17 protein-coding genes are annotated in these 17,171 nt (G+C 40.0%); 7 read left to right on the top strand and 10 right to left on the bottom strand.

Features of this window, described 5'->3' with window-relative positions; genetic code table 11:
* Window positions 1-2 precede the first annotated feature (2 nt).
* Window positions 3-1,232 (top strand): CaiB/BaiF CoA transferase family protein, encoded by a 1,230-nt coding sequence (locus tag NE363_RS14955; RefSeq protein ID WP_445535364.1) that lies wholly within the window; start codon window positions 3-5, stop codon window positions 1,230-1,232.
* Window positions 1,233-1,318: 86 nt separating this feature from the next.
* Here NE363_RS14955 and NE363_RS14950 read toward each other — a convergent pair whose 3' ends face one another.
* Window positions 1,319-1,978 (bottom strand): VOC family protein, encoded by a 660-nt coding sequence (locus tag NE363_RS14950; protein ID WP_445535363.1) that lies wholly within the window; start codon window positions 1,976-1,978, stop codon window positions 1,319-1,321.
* 14 nt (window positions 1,979-1,992) lie between these two features.
* Window positions 1,993-2,541, bottom strand: coding sequence for a TetR/AcrR family transcriptional regulator (locus NE363_RS14945; RefSeq protein WP_445535362.1), 549 nt, complete (start codon window positions 2,539-2,541; stop codon window positions 1,993-1,995).
* Window positions 2,542-2,639: 98 nt separating this feature from the next.
* Here NE363_RS14945 and NE363_RS14940 point away from each other — a divergent pair, with 98 nt between their 5' ends.
* Window positions 2,640-3,173 (top strand): HPP family protein, encoded by a 534-nt coding sequence (locus NE363_RS14940; RefSeq protein ID WP_134262082.1) that lies wholly within the window; start codon window positions 2,640-2,642, stop codon window positions 3,171-3,173.
* A gap of 77 nt (window positions 3,174-3,250) precedes the next feature.
* Here NE363_RS14940 and tcuB read toward each other — a convergent pair whose 3' ends face one another.
* From tcuB to NE363_RS14905, 7 genes are all read right to left on the bottom strand, one after another.
* Window positions 3,251-4,384 (bottom strand): tricarballylate utilization 4Fe-4S protein TcuB, encoded by a 1,134-nt coding sequence (gene tcuB, locus NE363_RS14935; RefSeq protein ID WP_445535361.1) that lies wholly within the window; start codon window positions 4,382-4,384, stop codon window positions 3,251-3,253.
* The gene (tcuA, locus tag NE363_RS14930) at window positions 4,374-5,780 is read right to left on the bottom strand and encodes an FAD-dependent tricarballylate dehydrogenase TcuA (protein ID WP_445535360.1); all 1,407 of its coding nucleotides are present in this window, start codon (window positions 5,778-5,780) and stop codon (window positions 4,374-4,376) included. Before tcuA ends, tcuB begins: the two co-directional genes overlap by 11 nt.
* 103 nt (window positions 5,781-5,883) lie before the next feature.
* Window positions 5,884-6,813, bottom strand: a complete 930-nt coding sequence (locus tag NE363_RS14925; RefSeq protein WP_445535359.1) for a LysR family transcriptional regulator — start codon at window positions 6,811-6,813, stop codon at window positions 5,884-5,886.
* Window positions 6,814-6,944: 131 nt separating this feature from the next.
* Window positions 6,945-7,739 carry a substrate-binding domain-containing protein gene (locus tag NE363_RS14920; RefSeq protein ID WP_445535358.1) on the bottom strand — a complete coding sequence of 265 codons (795 nt, stop codon included), beginning with the start codon at window positions 7,737-7,739 and terminating at the stop codon, window positions 6,945-6,947.
* A gap of 91 nt (window positions 7,740-7,830) precedes the next feature.
* A complete protein-coding gene (locus NE363_RS14915) occupies window positions 7,831-9,141 on the bottom strand; it encodes an MFS transporter (RefSeq protein WP_445535357.1) in 1,311 nt (436 codons plus the stop codon).
* Window positions 9,142-9,419: 278 nt separating this feature from the next.
* Window positions 9,420-10,349, bottom strand: a complete 930-nt coding sequence (locus NE363_RS14910; RefSeq protein WP_004703620.1) for a LysR family transcriptional regulator — start codon at window positions 10,347-10,349, stop codon at window positions 9,420-9,422.
* A 116-nt stretch (window positions 10,350-10,465) separates the two neighbouring features.
* Entirely contained in the window at window positions 10,466-11,074 is a 609-nt protein-coding gene (locus NE363_RS14905) for a LysE family translocator (RefSeq protein ID WP_445535356.1), read from the bottom strand.
* Between the two features lie 255 nt (window positions 11,075-11,329).
* Between NE363_RS14905 and NE363_RS14900 the strand changes: the two genes are divergently transcribed.
* From NE363_RS14900 to NE363_RS14885, 4 genes are all read left to right on the top strand, one after another.
* Window positions 11,330-12,202, top strand: a complete 873-nt coding sequence (locus tag NE363_RS14900; protein ID WP_445535355.1) for a LysR family transcriptional regulator — start codon at window positions 11,330-11,332, stop codon at window positions 12,200-12,202.
* Between the two features lie 367 nt (window positions 12,203-12,569).
* Complete coding sequence (locus NE363_RS14895) at window positions 12,570-13,556, top strand: DUF1852 domain-containing protein (protein WP_000031350.1); 987 nt, start codon at window positions 12,570-12,572, stop codon at window positions 13,554-13,556.
* A 21-nt stretch (window positions 13,557-13,577) separates the two neighbouring features.
* Complete coding sequence (locus NE363_RS14890; RefSeq protein ID WP_004703605.1) at window positions 13,578-14,621, top strand: methionine synthase; 1,044 nt, start codon at window positions 13,578-13,580, stop codon at window positions 14,619-14,621.
* A 188-nt stretch (window positions 14,622-14,809) separates the two neighbouring features.
* Window positions 14,810-15,301: a flavin reductase gene (locus NE363_RS14885; protein ID WP_100290469.1), complete on the top strand. Its 492-nt coding sequence runs from the start codon at window positions 14,810-14,812 to the stop codon at window positions 15,299-15,301.
* A 53-nt stretch (window positions 15,302-15,354) separates the two neighbouring features.
* Here the strand turns inward: NE363_RS14885 and NE363_RS14880 are convergent, their stop codons facing one another.
* Complete coding sequence (locus NE363_RS14880) at window positions 15,355-15,771, bottom strand: NF045616 family extracytoplasmic (lipo)protein (RefSeq protein ID WP_445535354.1); 417 nt, start codon at window positions 15,769-15,771, stop codon at window positions 15,355-15,357.
* Window positions 15,772-16,462: 691 nt separating this feature from the next.
* On the opposite strand from NE363_RS14880, the gene NE363_RS14875 reads away from it, so the two are divergent.
* Window positions 16,463-17,014 carry a TetR/AcrR family transcriptional regulator gene (locus NE363_RS14875; RefSeq protein WP_445535353.1) on the top strand — a complete coding sequence of 184 codons (552 nt, stop codon included), beginning with the start codon at window positions 16,463-16,465 and terminating at the stop codon, window positions 17,012-17,014.
* Window positions 17,015-17,171: the final 157 nt, after the last annotated feature.

Below are 17,171 nucleotides of genomic sequence, written 5' to 3'. Positions count from 1 at the left end.
TTATGGGTGCATTACAAGGAATTCGGGTTTTAGATTTAAGTCGTGTACTTGCAGGGCCTTGGTGTGGGCAAATATTGGCAGACCTTGGCGCGGAAGTGATTAAAATTGAACGTCCTCGAGTCGGTGATGACACCCGTATGTGGGGACCGCCATGGATGCCTGATCAAGACGGAAACATGACCCGTGAATCTGGCTATTTTCAGTGTACCAACCGCAATAAATATTCGGTTGCGGTGGACATTACCAAATCAGAAGGTCAGGCTTTAATTTATGAAATTGCTAAGACTGCCGATGTGGTGATTGAAAATTATAAGACAGGGTCTTTGGCTAAATATGGTTTGGACTATGCTTCCTTAAGTGAGCTCAACCCAAATATTGTGTATTGCTCGATTACGGGTTTTGGGCAAGATGGCCCACGTGCAGAAGAACCCGGTTATGATTTTATTATTCAGGGTATGTCTGGCTTAATGAGCATTACTGGCGAGCCTGATGATGTGGCAGGCGGTGGTGCACAAAAGGTTGGTGTGGCTGTGGTAGATATTCAAACGGGATTGTATTCCACCATCGCGATTCAGGCGGCTTTGATTGCACGCTCACACACGGGACGTGGACAATATATTGATATGTCACTCCTTGATGTACAGGTCGCGGCATTGGCAAATCAGGGAATGAACTATTTAGCTTCGGGTAAAGCCCCGCAGCGCATGGGCAATCAACACCCAAGCATTGTGCCATATCAAACTTTTAAGGCTAAAGATAAAGAGTTTATTATTGCTTGCGGTAACGACAAACAGTTTAAAGATTTGTGTATTGCGATTGGTTATCCAGAGTTACTCGAAAATGAAAAGTTTGTGCGTAATCAAGACCGCGTAAAGTATCGAGATGAACTGATTCCTTTATTGTCCGAGCACTTTTTACAGAAAACTGCCAAAGAATGGGTCAACATGATTCATGCGCTTAAAGTTCCCGTAGGTGTAATCAACTCTATTGAAGATGCTTTGGCTGAACCACAAATCGTACATCGTAATTTGGTGGTGAATATTCCTCATCGTTTGAATGAAAACTTTCAAACGATTGGTTCACCCATCAAGTTGTCTGATACTCCCGTTGAATATCATCATGCACCGCCAGAGCTAGGTGAACATACGGCTCAAATCTTATCGAGATTTAAAACAGCAGAAGAGCTAGCTGCATTAAAAGAGAAAGGCATTATTGATGGGAAAATTGCTTAAGCTATTGTCGTTTTTAATGTGATTCAATTTAAATAAAAACTGTGATTTGCAATAAATCACAGTTTTTTATTAGAAACTAAGCGTTTTTAATATTTAAAAATAAGCGGCAGCTCTGGTCTGAAATCATGAATTATTCCTTGAAGTTCATGATCAAAACTAATTTCCATTAAATGCTCTGATCCATCAGTCACTTCAAAATTATCAAGTGTATTGAACAGCAACGAAGTAGGGTGCTGTTCAAGGTTTGGAATAGAAACTTTAATCGCAGTGATTTCTGATAAATCTTTGCTATGAACAAGTGGTTGTTGTTTTTCTTTTGCAGCAAGGTCTGGTCGTGAAGCAAATGAAAGGAAGAACCACATCGGTTCAGTTACCACAGAATCTTTGGCAACATTTACTTCTAAGCTGGCTGGTAAATAGCTAGGCTTGTAAACCCAATTAGGAAATTTTGCACCGTTATCATCTTTATTTTTAGGGCGAAAACAAATACCAAAAGGGGACGCGATATTATTTTGAGTACTTAGTCGCTCAAAAAGCAGAGTCGGTTTTGTGAGATCACTTGAGGCTTCTTCGGGGTTATTTAAAAAGATTAATTCGATAAAGCTATTTTTAAAGAAAAAGCGTCTGTTTTGGGTACCTTGACCCGGGTGCTTATTGGATGAACCTTCTGTTAGACCGAATTTTTTTAAAGTTTCAGCTTCGGGAGCGCCTGATTGTACACAAATAAAAATATGGTCCACTTCCATTTTAAGTTCTCATACTAATGTTGATGAATATTAAATAATTGATTAATAGAGTTTTTCATGTTTATCGCAAGTATTTCATCGAAACCATCGACTAAAAAGCGGCTAATTAAGCCTTCAATCACCGTATAGATCAGCTCAGATAAAGCTTCACCATTCGGTATATTGCAGTTTTCCGCAATCAATACTTTAATCCATTGTTTATGAGCTTTAGAAATAGAAATAATGTCTTGATCATCTTGGTTAGATTCAGCGACTGCTCTTACAAATAAACAGCCCTTAAAAAAATCTTGTCTAAACCAATTGGTGTGCCAATCCAGAATTTTATTGATGGCTTCTAACCCTGTTGCATTTCCCACATAGCCCAAAAGGCTTTGCTTAAACCGTTCATCACGAGCAACGAGTACAGACTTAACTAGTTGATTTTTATTTTTATAGTACGTGTACATAGTGGTTTTAGAGCAACCAGATTCATCGCGAATCAAGTCAACGCCAACCCCGACAAAACTATTTTCATTAAATAACTTCTCGGCTGTATCTAATATTTTTAAGGCAGATTTTGACATAAAACTTTTCCAAAAAATAAAATAGTACAGATCTGTACTATTTGGAATTTTATCTATATGCTTTTTAAAAAGCAAATTTTTGTTTGAGGAAAAAAACCATGTTCTCGATCTTTTATGGCAAAGAAAAACTGGCTCCATCGCCCACTAAAATTGACGTTTTAAGAAGCCTTATTGGGGGTACGCTCAGTATTTTTATACTCCTGTGGTTGAGTAAGCTCACACATAATATCTTTATCATGGCGCCGTTTGGTGCGACCTGTGTATTGCTCTATACCGTGTCGCAGTCACCTTTGGCACAGCCGAGAAATATTATATTTGGGCATCTTATTTCGGCTTTTGTAGGTTTGTTTTTTCTAAAATTTGTCGGTGTTTCTATTTTTACAATTGCTTTATCAGTAGGTTGTGCCATTGCTCTCATGCAAGTTTTTAAATGTGTTCATCCACCTGCTGGGGCCAATCCTTTGGTTATTTTACTCACCGCAAGCAGCATACATTACCAGTGGAGTTTCTTAATTTTCCCTGTTTTAGTTGGTGCAGTGTCTTTAGTTTTGGTGGCAATGCTGATTAATAATATTAAAGCGAGTACCAAGTGGCCGATGTATGGCTTGGGAATTTTAAATAGTAAAAAGTAGGCAAGCTATGAAGTATTTTGAGCTTAAAATAATGAAAGTATTCACTACGCCAAGATAGTGAATACTTTTGAATGAAATTATGACTTTTTAGAAGTACGTTCTTCGATGGCAAATTTGAGTAAAGAAGCACTGCGGTAAAAACCGTGTGCGAACTTTCCAAATGGCATGGTAATAAAGAATGTCATGACCGTAGCTAAATGGAAAATCAGTAAAAGTGCCATGTAAGGTGTATTGCGAAATGCCATAAGAGCTAAGCCTGAAGCACTGACTAAAATTAAAAGGAAAATAAAACCTCGATCTACTGGTTTTTGCTCGCGGTCACCATGTAATGGATGGCGTTTAAGATTTAAATAGAGTAAGCCAGATGGTCCAATCACTAAGCCAAGCCCACCCAACGTACCTAAAATTACAGGCAAGCTAAAGATAGGGTACGGCGCATGCAGGTTAAGGAAATAGTGATATAAAGTCGCTACGCCTGTGGCTGCAAAGCAGAGCATAAAGCCATAAAAAGTCAGGTGATGGAACACGCGGCGGATTTGGGTGTAACGGTCATCTTGCTCATTACAGCCTTTGCCATGTCCACCATCTAAATATTTAAGCGTTAACACATTTTGAGAGGCTTGAATAAGGTCTGGTTTCTCAACTTTGCCGTGAATAACTTTAGACGTCTGTCTCCAAAATTTACTAATCCCAATGCCGAGCAAAACAATCGCAACTGTAAAGGTCGCTCCAAACAATAGAGCTAAAAAGTTATGCGGGAAAATCGCATAGAAATTACCTTGATAGCCTGCAAATAGGTCGGTGCCTTTGTACCAAACCACAGCTAACATGCATAAAAAGAAAATCACTGATAAAGCCGAAACAAAAGGAATCCCAACAGACTTATAAAGTCGGCCTAAAGGCTGAGGTGTCGCAAATTCTTGGTAAGTTTCTAAACGTACTTGCGCCATCGCTTTTGGAATGTTTACGCCAAACTCGTGCGGCGGGGCATATTGGCAAGCATGCAGACAAGCACCACAGTTATGGCACAAATTTGCGAGGTAATGAATATCAGCTTGATTAAACTCAAGACGCTTGGTCATCGCCGCAAATACAGCACAAAACGACTCACAGTAACGACAAGCATTACAAATCTGTAGGGCTCTTTGAACTTCCTGCTCATGGTCAGAGAGCTGAACAACTGGAATTAGGGCTTTAGTACTAGCATTCATGTTCAACTCCTTGTGAAAGTGCGTAGTGGGCTGCATTTTTTCCGGCAATGCGTCCAAACGTTGTGCCAATCGACATGCCGACCCCTGCGGTATAACCCTGACCGAGTACGTTACCTGCCATCATTTCACCTGCGACAAACAGGTTGCGGCTTGGCTTATTGTTAAAACGTACAGCAGCATCGTCTTCGACTTTTAAGCCTAAATAGGTAAAGGTAATGCCAGGTTTAAGTGCATAGGCATAGAACGGTGGCTTGTCGAGAGGAACGGCCCAATGGGTTTTGTTGGGAACAATATTTTCGGTGGTGCAGTCATCTAAAACTGTGTGGTTAAAGGTGCCTTGCACACAGGCTTGATTAAATTCTTCTACGGTGTGGCATAAGGTTTTTGCATCTAGTCCGATTTTTTCGGCTAACTCTTGAATGCTATTTGCTTTTACACCCGCAAACACAGGTGGCATAAAGCGACCAATGGCTTTTGAGTCGATAATAGAATAGGCAATTTGCTGAGGTTGTTTGGCAACCAGGCGGCCCCAAATCGCATAACGTTTTGGCCAGAAGTCTTCGCCTTCATCGTAAAAACGTTCGGCTTTGTTATTGACCACAATTCCTAGTGAAACGCAGTCAATACGGGTGCAGATGCCGCCGTCATATAACGGTGCTCTTGCATCTACAGCGACGCAATGCGATTGTGATGGATCACCAATAATATCGGCGCCTTGATCTATCATAAATTTGAGTAAGTTGCCCTGATTAAAGCGGGTTCCGCGAATAATGAAATTATCGGCAGGCCATTCACCGTTTTCATTTTGTCCCCATGCTTCTCTTAACCATTCCAGATTTGACTCAAAACCACCTGCGGCCAATACACAGCTTTTCGCTTTAAATACACGGCCATCTTCCGCAATTGCAGCTTCAAAATGTCCTTGGTTTAACTTTAGATCTTTAATTTTTGTGTTGTATAAAATCTCAATGCCAAGCTCTTGGGCACTACGGTAATACGCATTAATGAGGGCTTTACCGCCACCCATAAAAAAGGCATTGGTACGTGCAACATGTAAAGCACCCGATAGTGGTGGCTGAAAATTGACCCCATGTTTACGCATCCAGTCACGGCAGGTCGCCGTGCTACGAATGACCAGACGAGCTAAGTGCTCATTGGTTTTGCCCGCAGTGACTTTAAGTAGGTCTTGCCAATATTCTTCTTCTGGGTAGGCATCGACCAATACATCTTGAGGAGCATCATGCATGCAACGGAGGTTACGAGTGTGTTGTGAGTTACCACCACGCCATTCTTTAGGTGCTGCTTCTATGACAAGCACAGACGCGCCACTTTCTTTTGCCGTGAGCGCGGCACACAGTGCGGCATTCCCACCACCAATTACAATCACATCATGCATGGATTTCTCCCTTTCTCAGCTAAGGCTAATGTAGCTTTAAAAGGGAAGAGGAAGTGAGAGGCTAAACTTGAATGGGTGTTTAGTAAAAATAAACACTAATGGCTTAAGTGTTTATGAGTTTCGCACCGGGCCAGCGCTTTTCATTAATCAGGTTAGTCACACAAGCACGAATCACTACTTTGGTGGCTAAAGTTGCAGGCGAGAGTTCTTCTTCAGACAGACTAATTAAATAGTTAATGCGTTCAATAGCAGGTTCTACAACGCGCAGTAAGCATAGGTCTTGCCGTGAGTTTAACGATGCGCCCGCAGGTTGGATGGTTGCCATTTCGAGTTGGCTAATGCTTTCCATTAACAAATGCAGCCCATCAATTTCATAGGCCACTTTAAGCTGATGAATTTTCTGTTCGAGCAACAAGCGCAGCCCATGTCGTTGGCTTGGTAAAATCAGCGGAAGTTCTTTAAGCTGTGAATGAGTAATGGTTTGAGTGTCTATACAGCTTTCAAGGTGGTACTGGCTTAGGACTTCTTTAGGCGAGATTAAAAACATCTGTTCTTTGACTAAAGGCTGTATGGCCCACTGTGGGTCGACATCGTCACTAAAGATGATAGCAACATCGAGCTGTCTTGCATTCACTAAGGCCTTTAAGTCACCCGATAAGCCTTCAATGAGACGGACTTTAATGTCGGGGTAGCGGTTTCTCATGAGTTTTAAAAAGTGCGCGCCAATAACCGACGCGACACTTGGCGAAAAACCGACGGTAACATGACCACTTAAACGCGAAGAATGTGCAGAATCTACAGCATGGTCTAAGTGTCTAAGCGCCAGTTGAACCTGTTGAAAAAAAGCTAAACCCGCAGGGGTGGGAACCGTACCCAAAGCAGTACGTTGTAAAAGGCGAATAGAAAGCTCGCTTTCTAATTTTGAGATTTGCTGACTTAATGCAGAAGTTCCAATATCGAGATTTTTTGCAGCTTTACCCAAGCTTCCAGACTCGATCACTGCAATAAAATATTTTAATTGTTTGAGTTCCACGGCAAATACTACATTGTCCTTTGTTCATTATTCTACACTGGTTTATTGCTCTACATTTTGTTCTATTACGCTGCGTAAACCGCTCAAAGAGTAAAGGCAACATCCTCTCAAAATGCTGCCTTTTAGAGCTTTTATTGTTTAACCTGCTCAAGACCCTGTTCTTCAATAATTTGTTTCGCTTGAGGCGATTTCACAAATTGAATAAGTTCTTTTGCGACTTTTGCATGTTCAGAGTTTTTACCAATGCCAGCAGCAAACACGGTGACTTTTTGATAAGGTGCAGGAATTGGGCCGACTAAATCAACTTGACCATATTGGCCAGTAAAAGGTTTGATTTCACTAATTTGCTGGAAACCAATATCAAACTGACCTTCAGCAATACGTTTTGCCACGCGGTCACCGACTACTTTTTCTGCTTTACCAGTAATCACTTTGTACTCGACAGGTGGAAAGCTTGGGAAAACATCTTTTTCAAGATGTGTACCGCTCGCACTTGCTGAATAACCAATGTGCTTGGCATTTAATAAAACTTTTTCGAATTTTGCCGCAGAGCTAATATCTGGTTTTGGTGCACCTTTAGGTACAGCCATACCAATGCTCGAATTGACTAAAGCGCTTTGTGAATTTGGGTCGACATAACCTTTTTCTGCAAGCTTACTGAGTTCAGGAGCAGCCAAGACCACCATGTCAAAACGTTCACCACGATCGAGACGGTTTGGAATTGCAGTTGGCGATGCACCCATAGATGAACCAGATGAGAGGTGAACTGTATGACCAGTTTGCTTTTCAAATATTGGAATGAGTTTTTCCATAGATGAATAGAAACCGCCAGAGCTAATCACTTCGAGGGTATCTGCGTTAGCAAGCGTTGAACCTAAGCCTGCACTAGCTAGGCAGATGGTCATGAAGATAGGGGACTTTTTCATAGTATCTCACTTTTAATGACAGGAGAGCACAGTACGGCTGCAACATGCGCCGTACTGTTCATTAAAATTTCAGGTTAAGTAGTTAGTTGTTTTAAGCGCCAACCTTGGCAGGTTCAGCAATCGCGTCAGATTTGTTCTGCTTAGAACCGCGACATAGATATAAACTTGAGATGAGGCTACATACCGCAGCGAGCATCAGCCAGAACGCTGGTGTGCTTGCATTGCCTGTGTTTTCCACAAGGTAAGTACACGCCATTGGCGTCATACCACCAAAAATAGCGGCTGCAAGACTGAACGCTAAAGAGAAGCCAACGGTACGAACACGTTTTGGCATTACTTCGGCAAGGGTTGCTACCATAGTCCCGTTGTACATACCAAAGAAGAATGAGAAGTAAGCAAGCGTGATCAGTAAGTTTGAAAAACTAATATCGCTCACCAACCAGCTTAAAACTGGATAACTGGTAAAAATCGCAAGTGTCGTAATACCCACTAACACTGGACGGCGACCAATTTTGTCTGAAAGTAAGCCACCCATTGGTAACCAGAAGAAATTTGATAAACCTACAAACACGGTTGCTAAAAGGCTATCTGTGACTGACATTTCTAAAGTACGTTTTGCATATACTGTGGTGTAAACCGTAATGAAATAGAACGTGGTGGTGGTCATGGCACTCATCATCATACCTGCAAGTACAATGCGCCAGTTGCTCGCCAGTGTGCTGAAAATTTCTTTGGTTGATGGGTGAGTTTTTTGTGCTTTAAATGCTTCAGTTTCCTCTAAAGTACGACGGAATAAGAAGATTAAAGGAATGATCAAACAACCAATTAAGAACGGAATACGCCAGCCCCATTCACTCACTTGTGCATGAGTTAAAACGGTGTTGAGCCAATAACCAAATAACGCAGCAAACACCACCGCAATTTGTTGACTACCAGACTGCCAGCTTGTGATAAAACCACGGTTTTTATCGGTTGCAATCTCTGCGAGGTAAATCGACACACCGCCAGATTCAACACCTGCCGAGAAGCCCTGTAACAGACGTCCAATGACCACCAAAATAGGGGCCATAATACCTATGGTGTCATAACCCGGTACAAAGGTAATTAAGATGGTACCAATAGCCATAAGGCTTAAAGTCACAATCAAACCCTTACGGCGACCGATTCTGTCGACATAAGCACCCAAGAAAATAGCGCCGAGAGGACGCATAAGAAAGCCCGCAGCAAACACGGTAAATGTCATCATTAAAGAGACATATTCATTTTCAGAGTGGAAAAATTTTGCTGCGATATAAGTGGCATAGAAACCAAAAAGAAAAAAATCGTACTGTTCTAAAAAGTTGCCACTTGTTACATTTAATATTTTTTTAAAAGTAGCCCTACGGTTATTAACGACATCCATTGGAGACCTCCTTGGCCTGACAAAATGGAAACATTCACGATCTTCAAAGTTTGGACGTAAATTGATTCAATCAATAAACCTAAATAGGAAATGGGTTAGAGATGAGATTTAAAGGTGTCCTTGGTAGAAAATGTGATGCCTTGTTTCCAGTTAAAACTACACATCTATATTTCGATAAACAGAAAACCACTTATCATTCGTATAAAAATGTAATCTTAAAAAGCAGGGAAGAGTGAGAGGCGAAAATTAATTAGGTATTTAGAAAAATTAATGACCCTTTAAACAATAATTTCAGAACATGGCCAAATTTGGTTTTGAATCAACTCTTTCACACATGCCTTAATGGCTGACTTGGCAGCAAGTGCAGCGGGTGATAATTCTTCTTCGGCAAGGCTCACTAAGTAGTTAATTCTTTCCACTTCTGGGTCAATCACCTTAAGTAATTGCAGCTTATGTTTGTACTCTTGCAAGCAAGCACTTCCGGGGCGAACACTAGCAAGGTCAAGGTGAATCAGACTGTCCATAAGTAAGTGTAAGCCATCAATTTCATAGACAACATTAAGCTGCCCAATCTTGTGTTCAAGTAGCTTTCGTAAGCTATGACGCTGACGTGGCAACACTAATGGAATATCGCCAATTTGCTGGGACTGAATAATTCCGCTTTTAATGCAATCGGCTAGACCATATTTTTCGAGCACTTCTTTGCGCGCCATCAAGTACATTTGCTCGCGTACCAAGGGCTGTATAGACCACTGCTTATCAATCTCATTAGTAAAAATAATGGCAATATCAAGCTGACGCGAGTTAATGTATTGAATGAGATTACCTGACAGGGTTTCCACAATCTCTAAGCGAATGTCTGGATAGCGTTCAGACATCAGTTTCATTAAAGGGATACCAATCAAAGCGGTAATGGTCGGTGGAAAACCAAGGCTGACATGACCTGACAAGCGTGCCGAATGCGCAGCATCTATGGCAAAATTTACCTGACGCAAAATAAGTTGCGAGTGCTTTAAAAAGGCAAGACCTGCTGGGGTTGGTGTCACGCCAAAAGCATTACGCTGTAATAAGCGAATGCTTAGCTCTTGTTCGAGCTTACTAATTTGCTGACTAATCGCCGAAGCACCGACATCGAGTTTTTGGGCAGCTTTACCAATACTGCCCGATTCAACGACTGTCAAAAAATACTTTATTTGCTTGATTTCCATAATAAATGTATTCGCTCATCATCCTTGATTTATAGAGATATGAAGGATTGGAAAATCTATCATGCATTTTTATATTAACAGCAATGCATAAAAAAGTTTCTGAAAATTAAGCGGCTCTACTGAAACTGAGTAAAAAGTAGAATCACACCTAATACACATAAAATAGAGCCAATCACCTTATTAATTTGCACTTGCTTGGCTAACATTTTTTGTCTCAACAGCATGGATGAAAACAGTACAGCCACCAGTGAAAACCATACAAAATGAGCAAATGACATAAAAAGGCCATAAGCTATAAGAACGCTTTCAGGTGTAGTTAAACTCACAATTTGCGTATAGGTGCTAATCACAAATAGTGTGGTTTTAGGGTTCAGGGCGTTGGTAAAAAAGCCGTATTTTATAGCTTGAAAACTGCCTATAGCGTTTGAAGCAACAGCGTCTGAAACAGGTTTTTGCGTAAAGGTTTTATAGCCAATATAGATCAGGTAAAGTGCGCCAATGTACTTCACAATATTCAAAATTTGCGGCGTATAAGCCATCACAAAGGCAACGGCAACTAACGTATAGGTCACATGCACCAACACGCCAAGCGATATTCCAAGTGAAGTGAATACACCTATTTTTCTGCCGTACAGATAACTATTTTTGGTAACGATCGCGAAGTCAGCGCCGGGGCTAACCACCGCCAAAATCGTAATGAGAATAACCGCAATAAACTCTGCCATTATCTTATATCCTCACTGAAAATGAGGGAGTTCATCTGTACTTTTTGGAATGTATGTAAGAGAGCGAAAACACTACTTAAAATTGCTATTCTTTTTGTAAGAGATGCTGGGGCTTCAGGTTTTCGAAGATAGATATAGATATTCAATATGTTTTTCATCATCTAAAATGGGGTTTAATAAAGATGATTTTTATTTTGAACAGAAATCTAAAAATAAAAATCGATAAAAACGACTACACATTTATGAGTTTTTGGAATGATTGAAAGAATATCGCTGAATTCATTAAAATTTTTCTACTTTGTGGCGAAGTATGGCAGCGTCACTTTAGCTGCAAAGAAATTATTTGTGACGCAAAGTGCGGTCAGTAAACAGATTTATAATTTAGAAGAAGCTTTAAATACGACTTTGTTCGATCGAAAAAATAAAACACTTGTGATGACCGAACAGGGTGAAACTTTATTAAGTTGTTGCCATCAGGTGTTTGGTCAACTCGATGAATGTTTAATACAACTCAGCCAGCCTAAAACCCACAATAAACAACTGGTTTTGTCGTGTGAACCGACTCTTTCTATGAAATGGCTTATTCCACGGCTCTCAAAATTTAAAAAATTTGGTCATGATTTTGAGGTTGTGCTACTCACAGCAGGCGGCGTGGTCGATTTTGAAAAAGATAATATTGATATCGCAATTCGCCGAAATGACTTTGATTGGGGAGAGCATCTTTATAGCGAAAAGATTGCCGATGAATATATCGCTCTAGTCCAAGCAACCAAGCCATCGGAAACAAACGACTTACTGATTTCGACCTCTAGACCGAATTTTTTCAAAAGCATGAGTCGAATTGCTGAGTTAACGCAGAGTTTAAAAGGCTACACCAAAGTTGAACTCGAACATTTTTATCTATGTTTAGAAGGTTGCTTGGCGGGACTGGGCGCAACGGTCATCTCAATTTATATGATTGAAAAAGAGCTTGAGTGGAACTTACTGAAAAAAATTTCATCTGTTGTGCAAGATAATTCAGCCTATTTTTTACTTTCTCATAGCGCTTTTGAGGAAGATTCACGTAAAACCATATTTTTAGAATGGCTAAAAGCAGAGATGAATGAAAGTCAGCACACATTACTTTAGGTTGATTCTTTTTAACTTAAATTTTTACTATTAAGTATTTGAAAATAATAATTAATATTTGAAATGTTAAGGTGCTGTGTGAGCGCCGTGTCTTGAATTTCTGCTGTCTAAAATTCCCGAAGATGAAAAAAATTTAACGTTATACTTATTTATTAAACCATAAACATGAATTTCACTCAGTTTGTAATGAGACTAAATCATTTTTATTCATGTTCTGATTGCGGTATAAATCTATTCATGCTCTGAAGCGCTCCAGTAATTCACTTTGATAAGACCATAAGGCACAAATCTGACAAGTCTGGAAAGTTTAAAAAGAGCAAAAAGTTTTTATTTAGGTTTTATCTCAGAAATTAGGGTACTGATCACAATGAGTAAAGAATTTACATTTACGATTAAGAGTATTTGTTTCGATGAGAACTATCGTCCAGCAGACAATACACGTATTACAACCAACTTTGCTAACTTGGCAAGAGGGATGAGCCGCGAAGAGAATTTGCGCAATACATTGCAGATGATCGACAATCGTTTCAATGCCTTAGCTCATTGGGACAACCCTAAAGGTGACCGCTATGGCGTTGAACTTGAAATCATTTCAGTTGAAATGAACATTGATGCCGAAAACCGTACCAGCGGGCTTCCTTTAATCGAAATATTGAAAACCAATATTGTTGATAAGAAAACCAATGAGCGCATCGAAGGTATTGTAGGCAATAACTTCTCGTCTTATGTACGTGACTATGACTTTAGTGTGCTTTTGTTAGATCACAACAAAAACAAGTCGACTTTTAGTACGCCAGAAAAGTTTGGTGAGTTGCACGGTAACTTGTTTAAGAGCTTTATTAACTCTGAAACTTACAAAGCCAACTTTAAAAAAGCACCTGTGATTTGCTTAAGCGTTTCGACGACTAAAGAGTACCACCGTACTGAAAACGAACATCCAGTTTTAGGTGTTGAATACAAGCAAGAAGACTATTCATTAACTGATGAATATTTCCAAAAAATGGGCTTAAAAGTTCGCTACTTCATGCCGCCAAATAGCGTCGCGCCGTTAGCGTTCTATTTTACAGGCGATTTGTTGAGTGATTACACCAACCTTGAGTTGATTAGTACCATTAGTACGATGGAAACATTCCAAAAGATTTACCGTCCTGAAATTTACAACGCAAATTCAGTGGCTGGAAAATCTTATCAACCAAGCTTGAAACACGAAGATTATTCACTTACTCGAATTGTGTATGACCGTGAAGAACGTAGCCGTCTGGCTATTGAGCAGGGGAAGTTTGTTGAAGAGCAATTTATCAAACCATACCAAGCGATTCTTGAGCAGTGGTCTGCTAATTACGCTCCTAATTAATCAACATATAGGTCATTGATCATGAAAAAATTACTACCGACTTCAACTGCTGGCAGCTTACCTAAACCGTCTTGGCTTGCAGAACCTGAAAAGCTTTGGTCGCCTTGGAAACTCGAAAACGAAGGTCTGCTTGAAGGTAAAAAAGACGCGTTACGTTTAGCATTGCACGAACAGCGCCTTGCTGGCATCGACATTGTGAGCGATGGTGAACAAACCCGCCAACACTTTGTGACCACGTTTATTGAACACTTAAATGGCGTAGATTTTGAGAAGCGCGAAACAGTTCGAATTCGTGACCGTTACGATGCAAGTGTGCCATCTGTTGTAGGTGCGGTGTCTCGTCAAAAGCCTGTGTTTGTTGAAGATGCGAAGTTTTTACGTCAGCAAACTGATCAACCAATTAAGTGGGCATTACCTGGCCCAATGACTATGATTGATACGCTTTACGATGGTCACTACAAGAGCCGTGAAAAACTTGCTTGGGAATTTGCAAAAATTTTGAACCAAGAAGCGCGTGAGTTAGAAGCTGCTGGTGTAGACATCATTCAGTTTGACGAACCTGCATTTAACGTATTCTTTGACGAAGTAAATGATTGGGGCGTTGCGACTTTAGAGCGTGCAATTGAAGGTCTTAAGTGTGAAACTGCGGTTCACATTTGCTATGGTTACGGCATTAAAGCTAACACTGATTGGAAAAAGACACTCGGTTCGGAATGGCGCCAGTACGAAGAAGCTTTCCCGAAACTGCAAAAATCTAACATCGATATTATCTCGTTAGAATGTCACAACTCACATGTGCCTATCGACTTACTCGAACTCATTCGTGGTAAAAAAGTCATGGTCGGCGCAATTGATGTTGCATCTAACCAAATTGAAACTCCGGAAGAAGTGGCAAACACACTTCGTAAAGCGCTTCAGTTTGTAGATGCTGACAAGCTTTACCCTTGCACAAACTGTGGTATGGCACCTCTTTCACGTGAAGTGGCACGTGGCAAGTTAAATGCTTTAACGGCAGGTGCAGAAATCGTTCGTAGAGAACTTACTGGTTTTGATCTTACTGCTTAATATTTACCAATAAGTGGTATAAAGGGTTACTTTTTTGATGGCAGTTGATAATCAAACAAGTAACCCTCATTTTACTTACTACATGTCGTTCTACATCAGAAAGCATGTCGATAAAGTACCTTCCTGATGGAGTTGAGCGGTATAGCAAACACTCAGGACAAGGTACGGTTCAATTTAGGAATAATGTCATGGTTCAAGCAACAGACTTTAGAAATGCAATGTCTTTACTCACAAGTGCAGTTAGTGTTGTGACTACGGCAGGCATGTCTGGCCGTTTTGGATTTACTGCCTCTGCTGTTTGTAGTGTGACCGACACACCTCCGACATTATTGGTGTGTATGAACCAATCTGCGAGTTCACATGCACATTTCCTAGATAACAAAATCTTAACTGTGAATGTGTTGGGCTCACACCACGAACATATTTCAAAAGCATTTTCATCTAAACTCACACCAGAAGAGCGCTTTAAACATGGCGCATGGATTGAGTTAGAAACAGGTTCTCCTGTGTTAGATGATGCGTTGGTCAGTTTCGATTGTGAGATTGAACAAATTCAACAAGTCGGTACACATACGATTTTTATATGTCCGATTGTGGCGATTAAACAAAGCCAACATGACCAAAGTTTGGTTTACTTTAACCGCGCTTATCACCAAGTGGGGCAGACCGAGATTGTCTAAACCCACTCGTTTAGTTGTTTCTGAAATAGCGAAATGAGGGCCTAGGAACAAGCCTATTTACAAGTTGTTTCACCGGGTTCGGGCTCTCGGATTTCTAGCTTATTGTTCTGTTCTACTACACAAATACGTGTATCGAAAGTTTTGTATATATCTAAAGTAATGTCATAAGCCACATTCTTTTCAAATGCCTTTAGAGGAATTTTTACACAATCTTTCTCTTCTATTGGCAAAGGAACATTTGAATATTCTTTCTCATAGGTGCTTTTGTAGCCGTTTGTATAGTCAGCTTTCGCCACAAAAATCAAAAATTTATTATCAAAAGAATAATGCGTTTTTTTAGGGTTATTGGTAAAGGCACATACATAATCTTGATGTAGTGTAACTTCTAATGGAAGAGGGCCTTGGCTACAGCCATTTAACAAACACCCAGTGGTAAATATTAAAATGGACTTTGAAGATAGTCTTATCATTTATGTTCTCGTAAAGTTCTAAAAAATATTCAAAATCAAAAAAGTAAAATTCATGTCGTTTAGCTTACCGTATCTGACTCTTTTTAAAAAATTAATAAATACAATTAAATATAATATCTAAAATAATAATTAAGTTAATCTAATGAAAAACAATAAGATATTTAATCACTTGTCATAAAAGCGACATTGACACTTCTAAACTCTCAGATTATGCTTTGCGTGCTGGCCACATTGCCAGCCGGCTTTGACAGGCCGCGCTCAAGAACATTGAAAAAATTCATTTTTTTGATGTAGACTCACTCGTCCCCCTTTTTGTAGCGGTAGGACGGAAGGGGGACACCTTCAGGTGTGCTGGGTCTTGAGCCAGTCTGTCAACCCTCTTTCGTTCTGCCACCATAATTCCAAATGAATGCTCTGGCAGAACTCCAATAATTAGGAGTTGGCTATGCACATCCATCATTTCTTGGTACTCAGTGCCAAAAGCTATAACAACACAGCTTAAAAAATTACAGCAGCTTGAACGCCGTAGGGTTTTCAGGCTTTAAGTCATTTTTATTTAAAACTTAGCAACAACAAAACTTGAGATGTGCCAAGCACCGTCTTGCGGCTTTGCTGTGCCTTTTTTTCTCCCAAAAAGGGCACAGGCTTTTTATCTCATGCAGAAACAACAAGAATTTAAAAAGGTAAAACTATGCCAACTTTAGAACTATCTTCCAAAAAATTACAGGTTATTCAAACCGCAATCCAACTCTTTACCACTCGTGGCTTTCACACCGCAGGCGTAGACCTGATTGCTAAAGAAGCTAATATCACCAAGTCCACGTTTTATAAATATTTTGGCTCGAAAGAACATCTGATCGAAATGTGTATCGCCTTTCAAAAAAGCCTGCTCCGAGAAGAAGTGCTCTCTATCATTTACTCAAGCCGTTACTACACTTCAAAATATAAACTCAAAGAAATTATTGTTTTACATGCCAATTTAAACAGTCTGTACAACCTTTTACTTAAAGCCATTTTTGAAATAAAACTTCTTTACCCACAGGCTTACAACATGGCGGTTGAATACCGAAAATGGTTGCGCCATGAAATCTTTGATCTGATTTTTAGCTGTGAAACCCGCGAGCCAAAATTCGATGCCGACATGGTGGTAAACCTGATCGATGGTTTGCTGCTACAGGTTTTAAGCTCTAATAGTTTGGATGAACGGGATGTGGTGGTGGAGAGGTTTTGGGGGAGAATATAACTAATGTACTTTAAAAAATATCGTTAGTTATTTAAAGCTAAGGCTTAATAAACTATATAAAGCGAAATGATTTTCTAAAGTGTTGGAGAGTACTTTTTTATTAAAGATATTTTTAAATCTAATAAATTAAGTGTGAAATAACAGAAACTAAAGAAGA

It is taken from the genome of Acinetobacter sp. G18, assembly GCF_052660225.1.
Note: the sequence above shows the minus strand (reverse complement) of the source record. Positions and strands in the feature narration are given on the sequence as shown.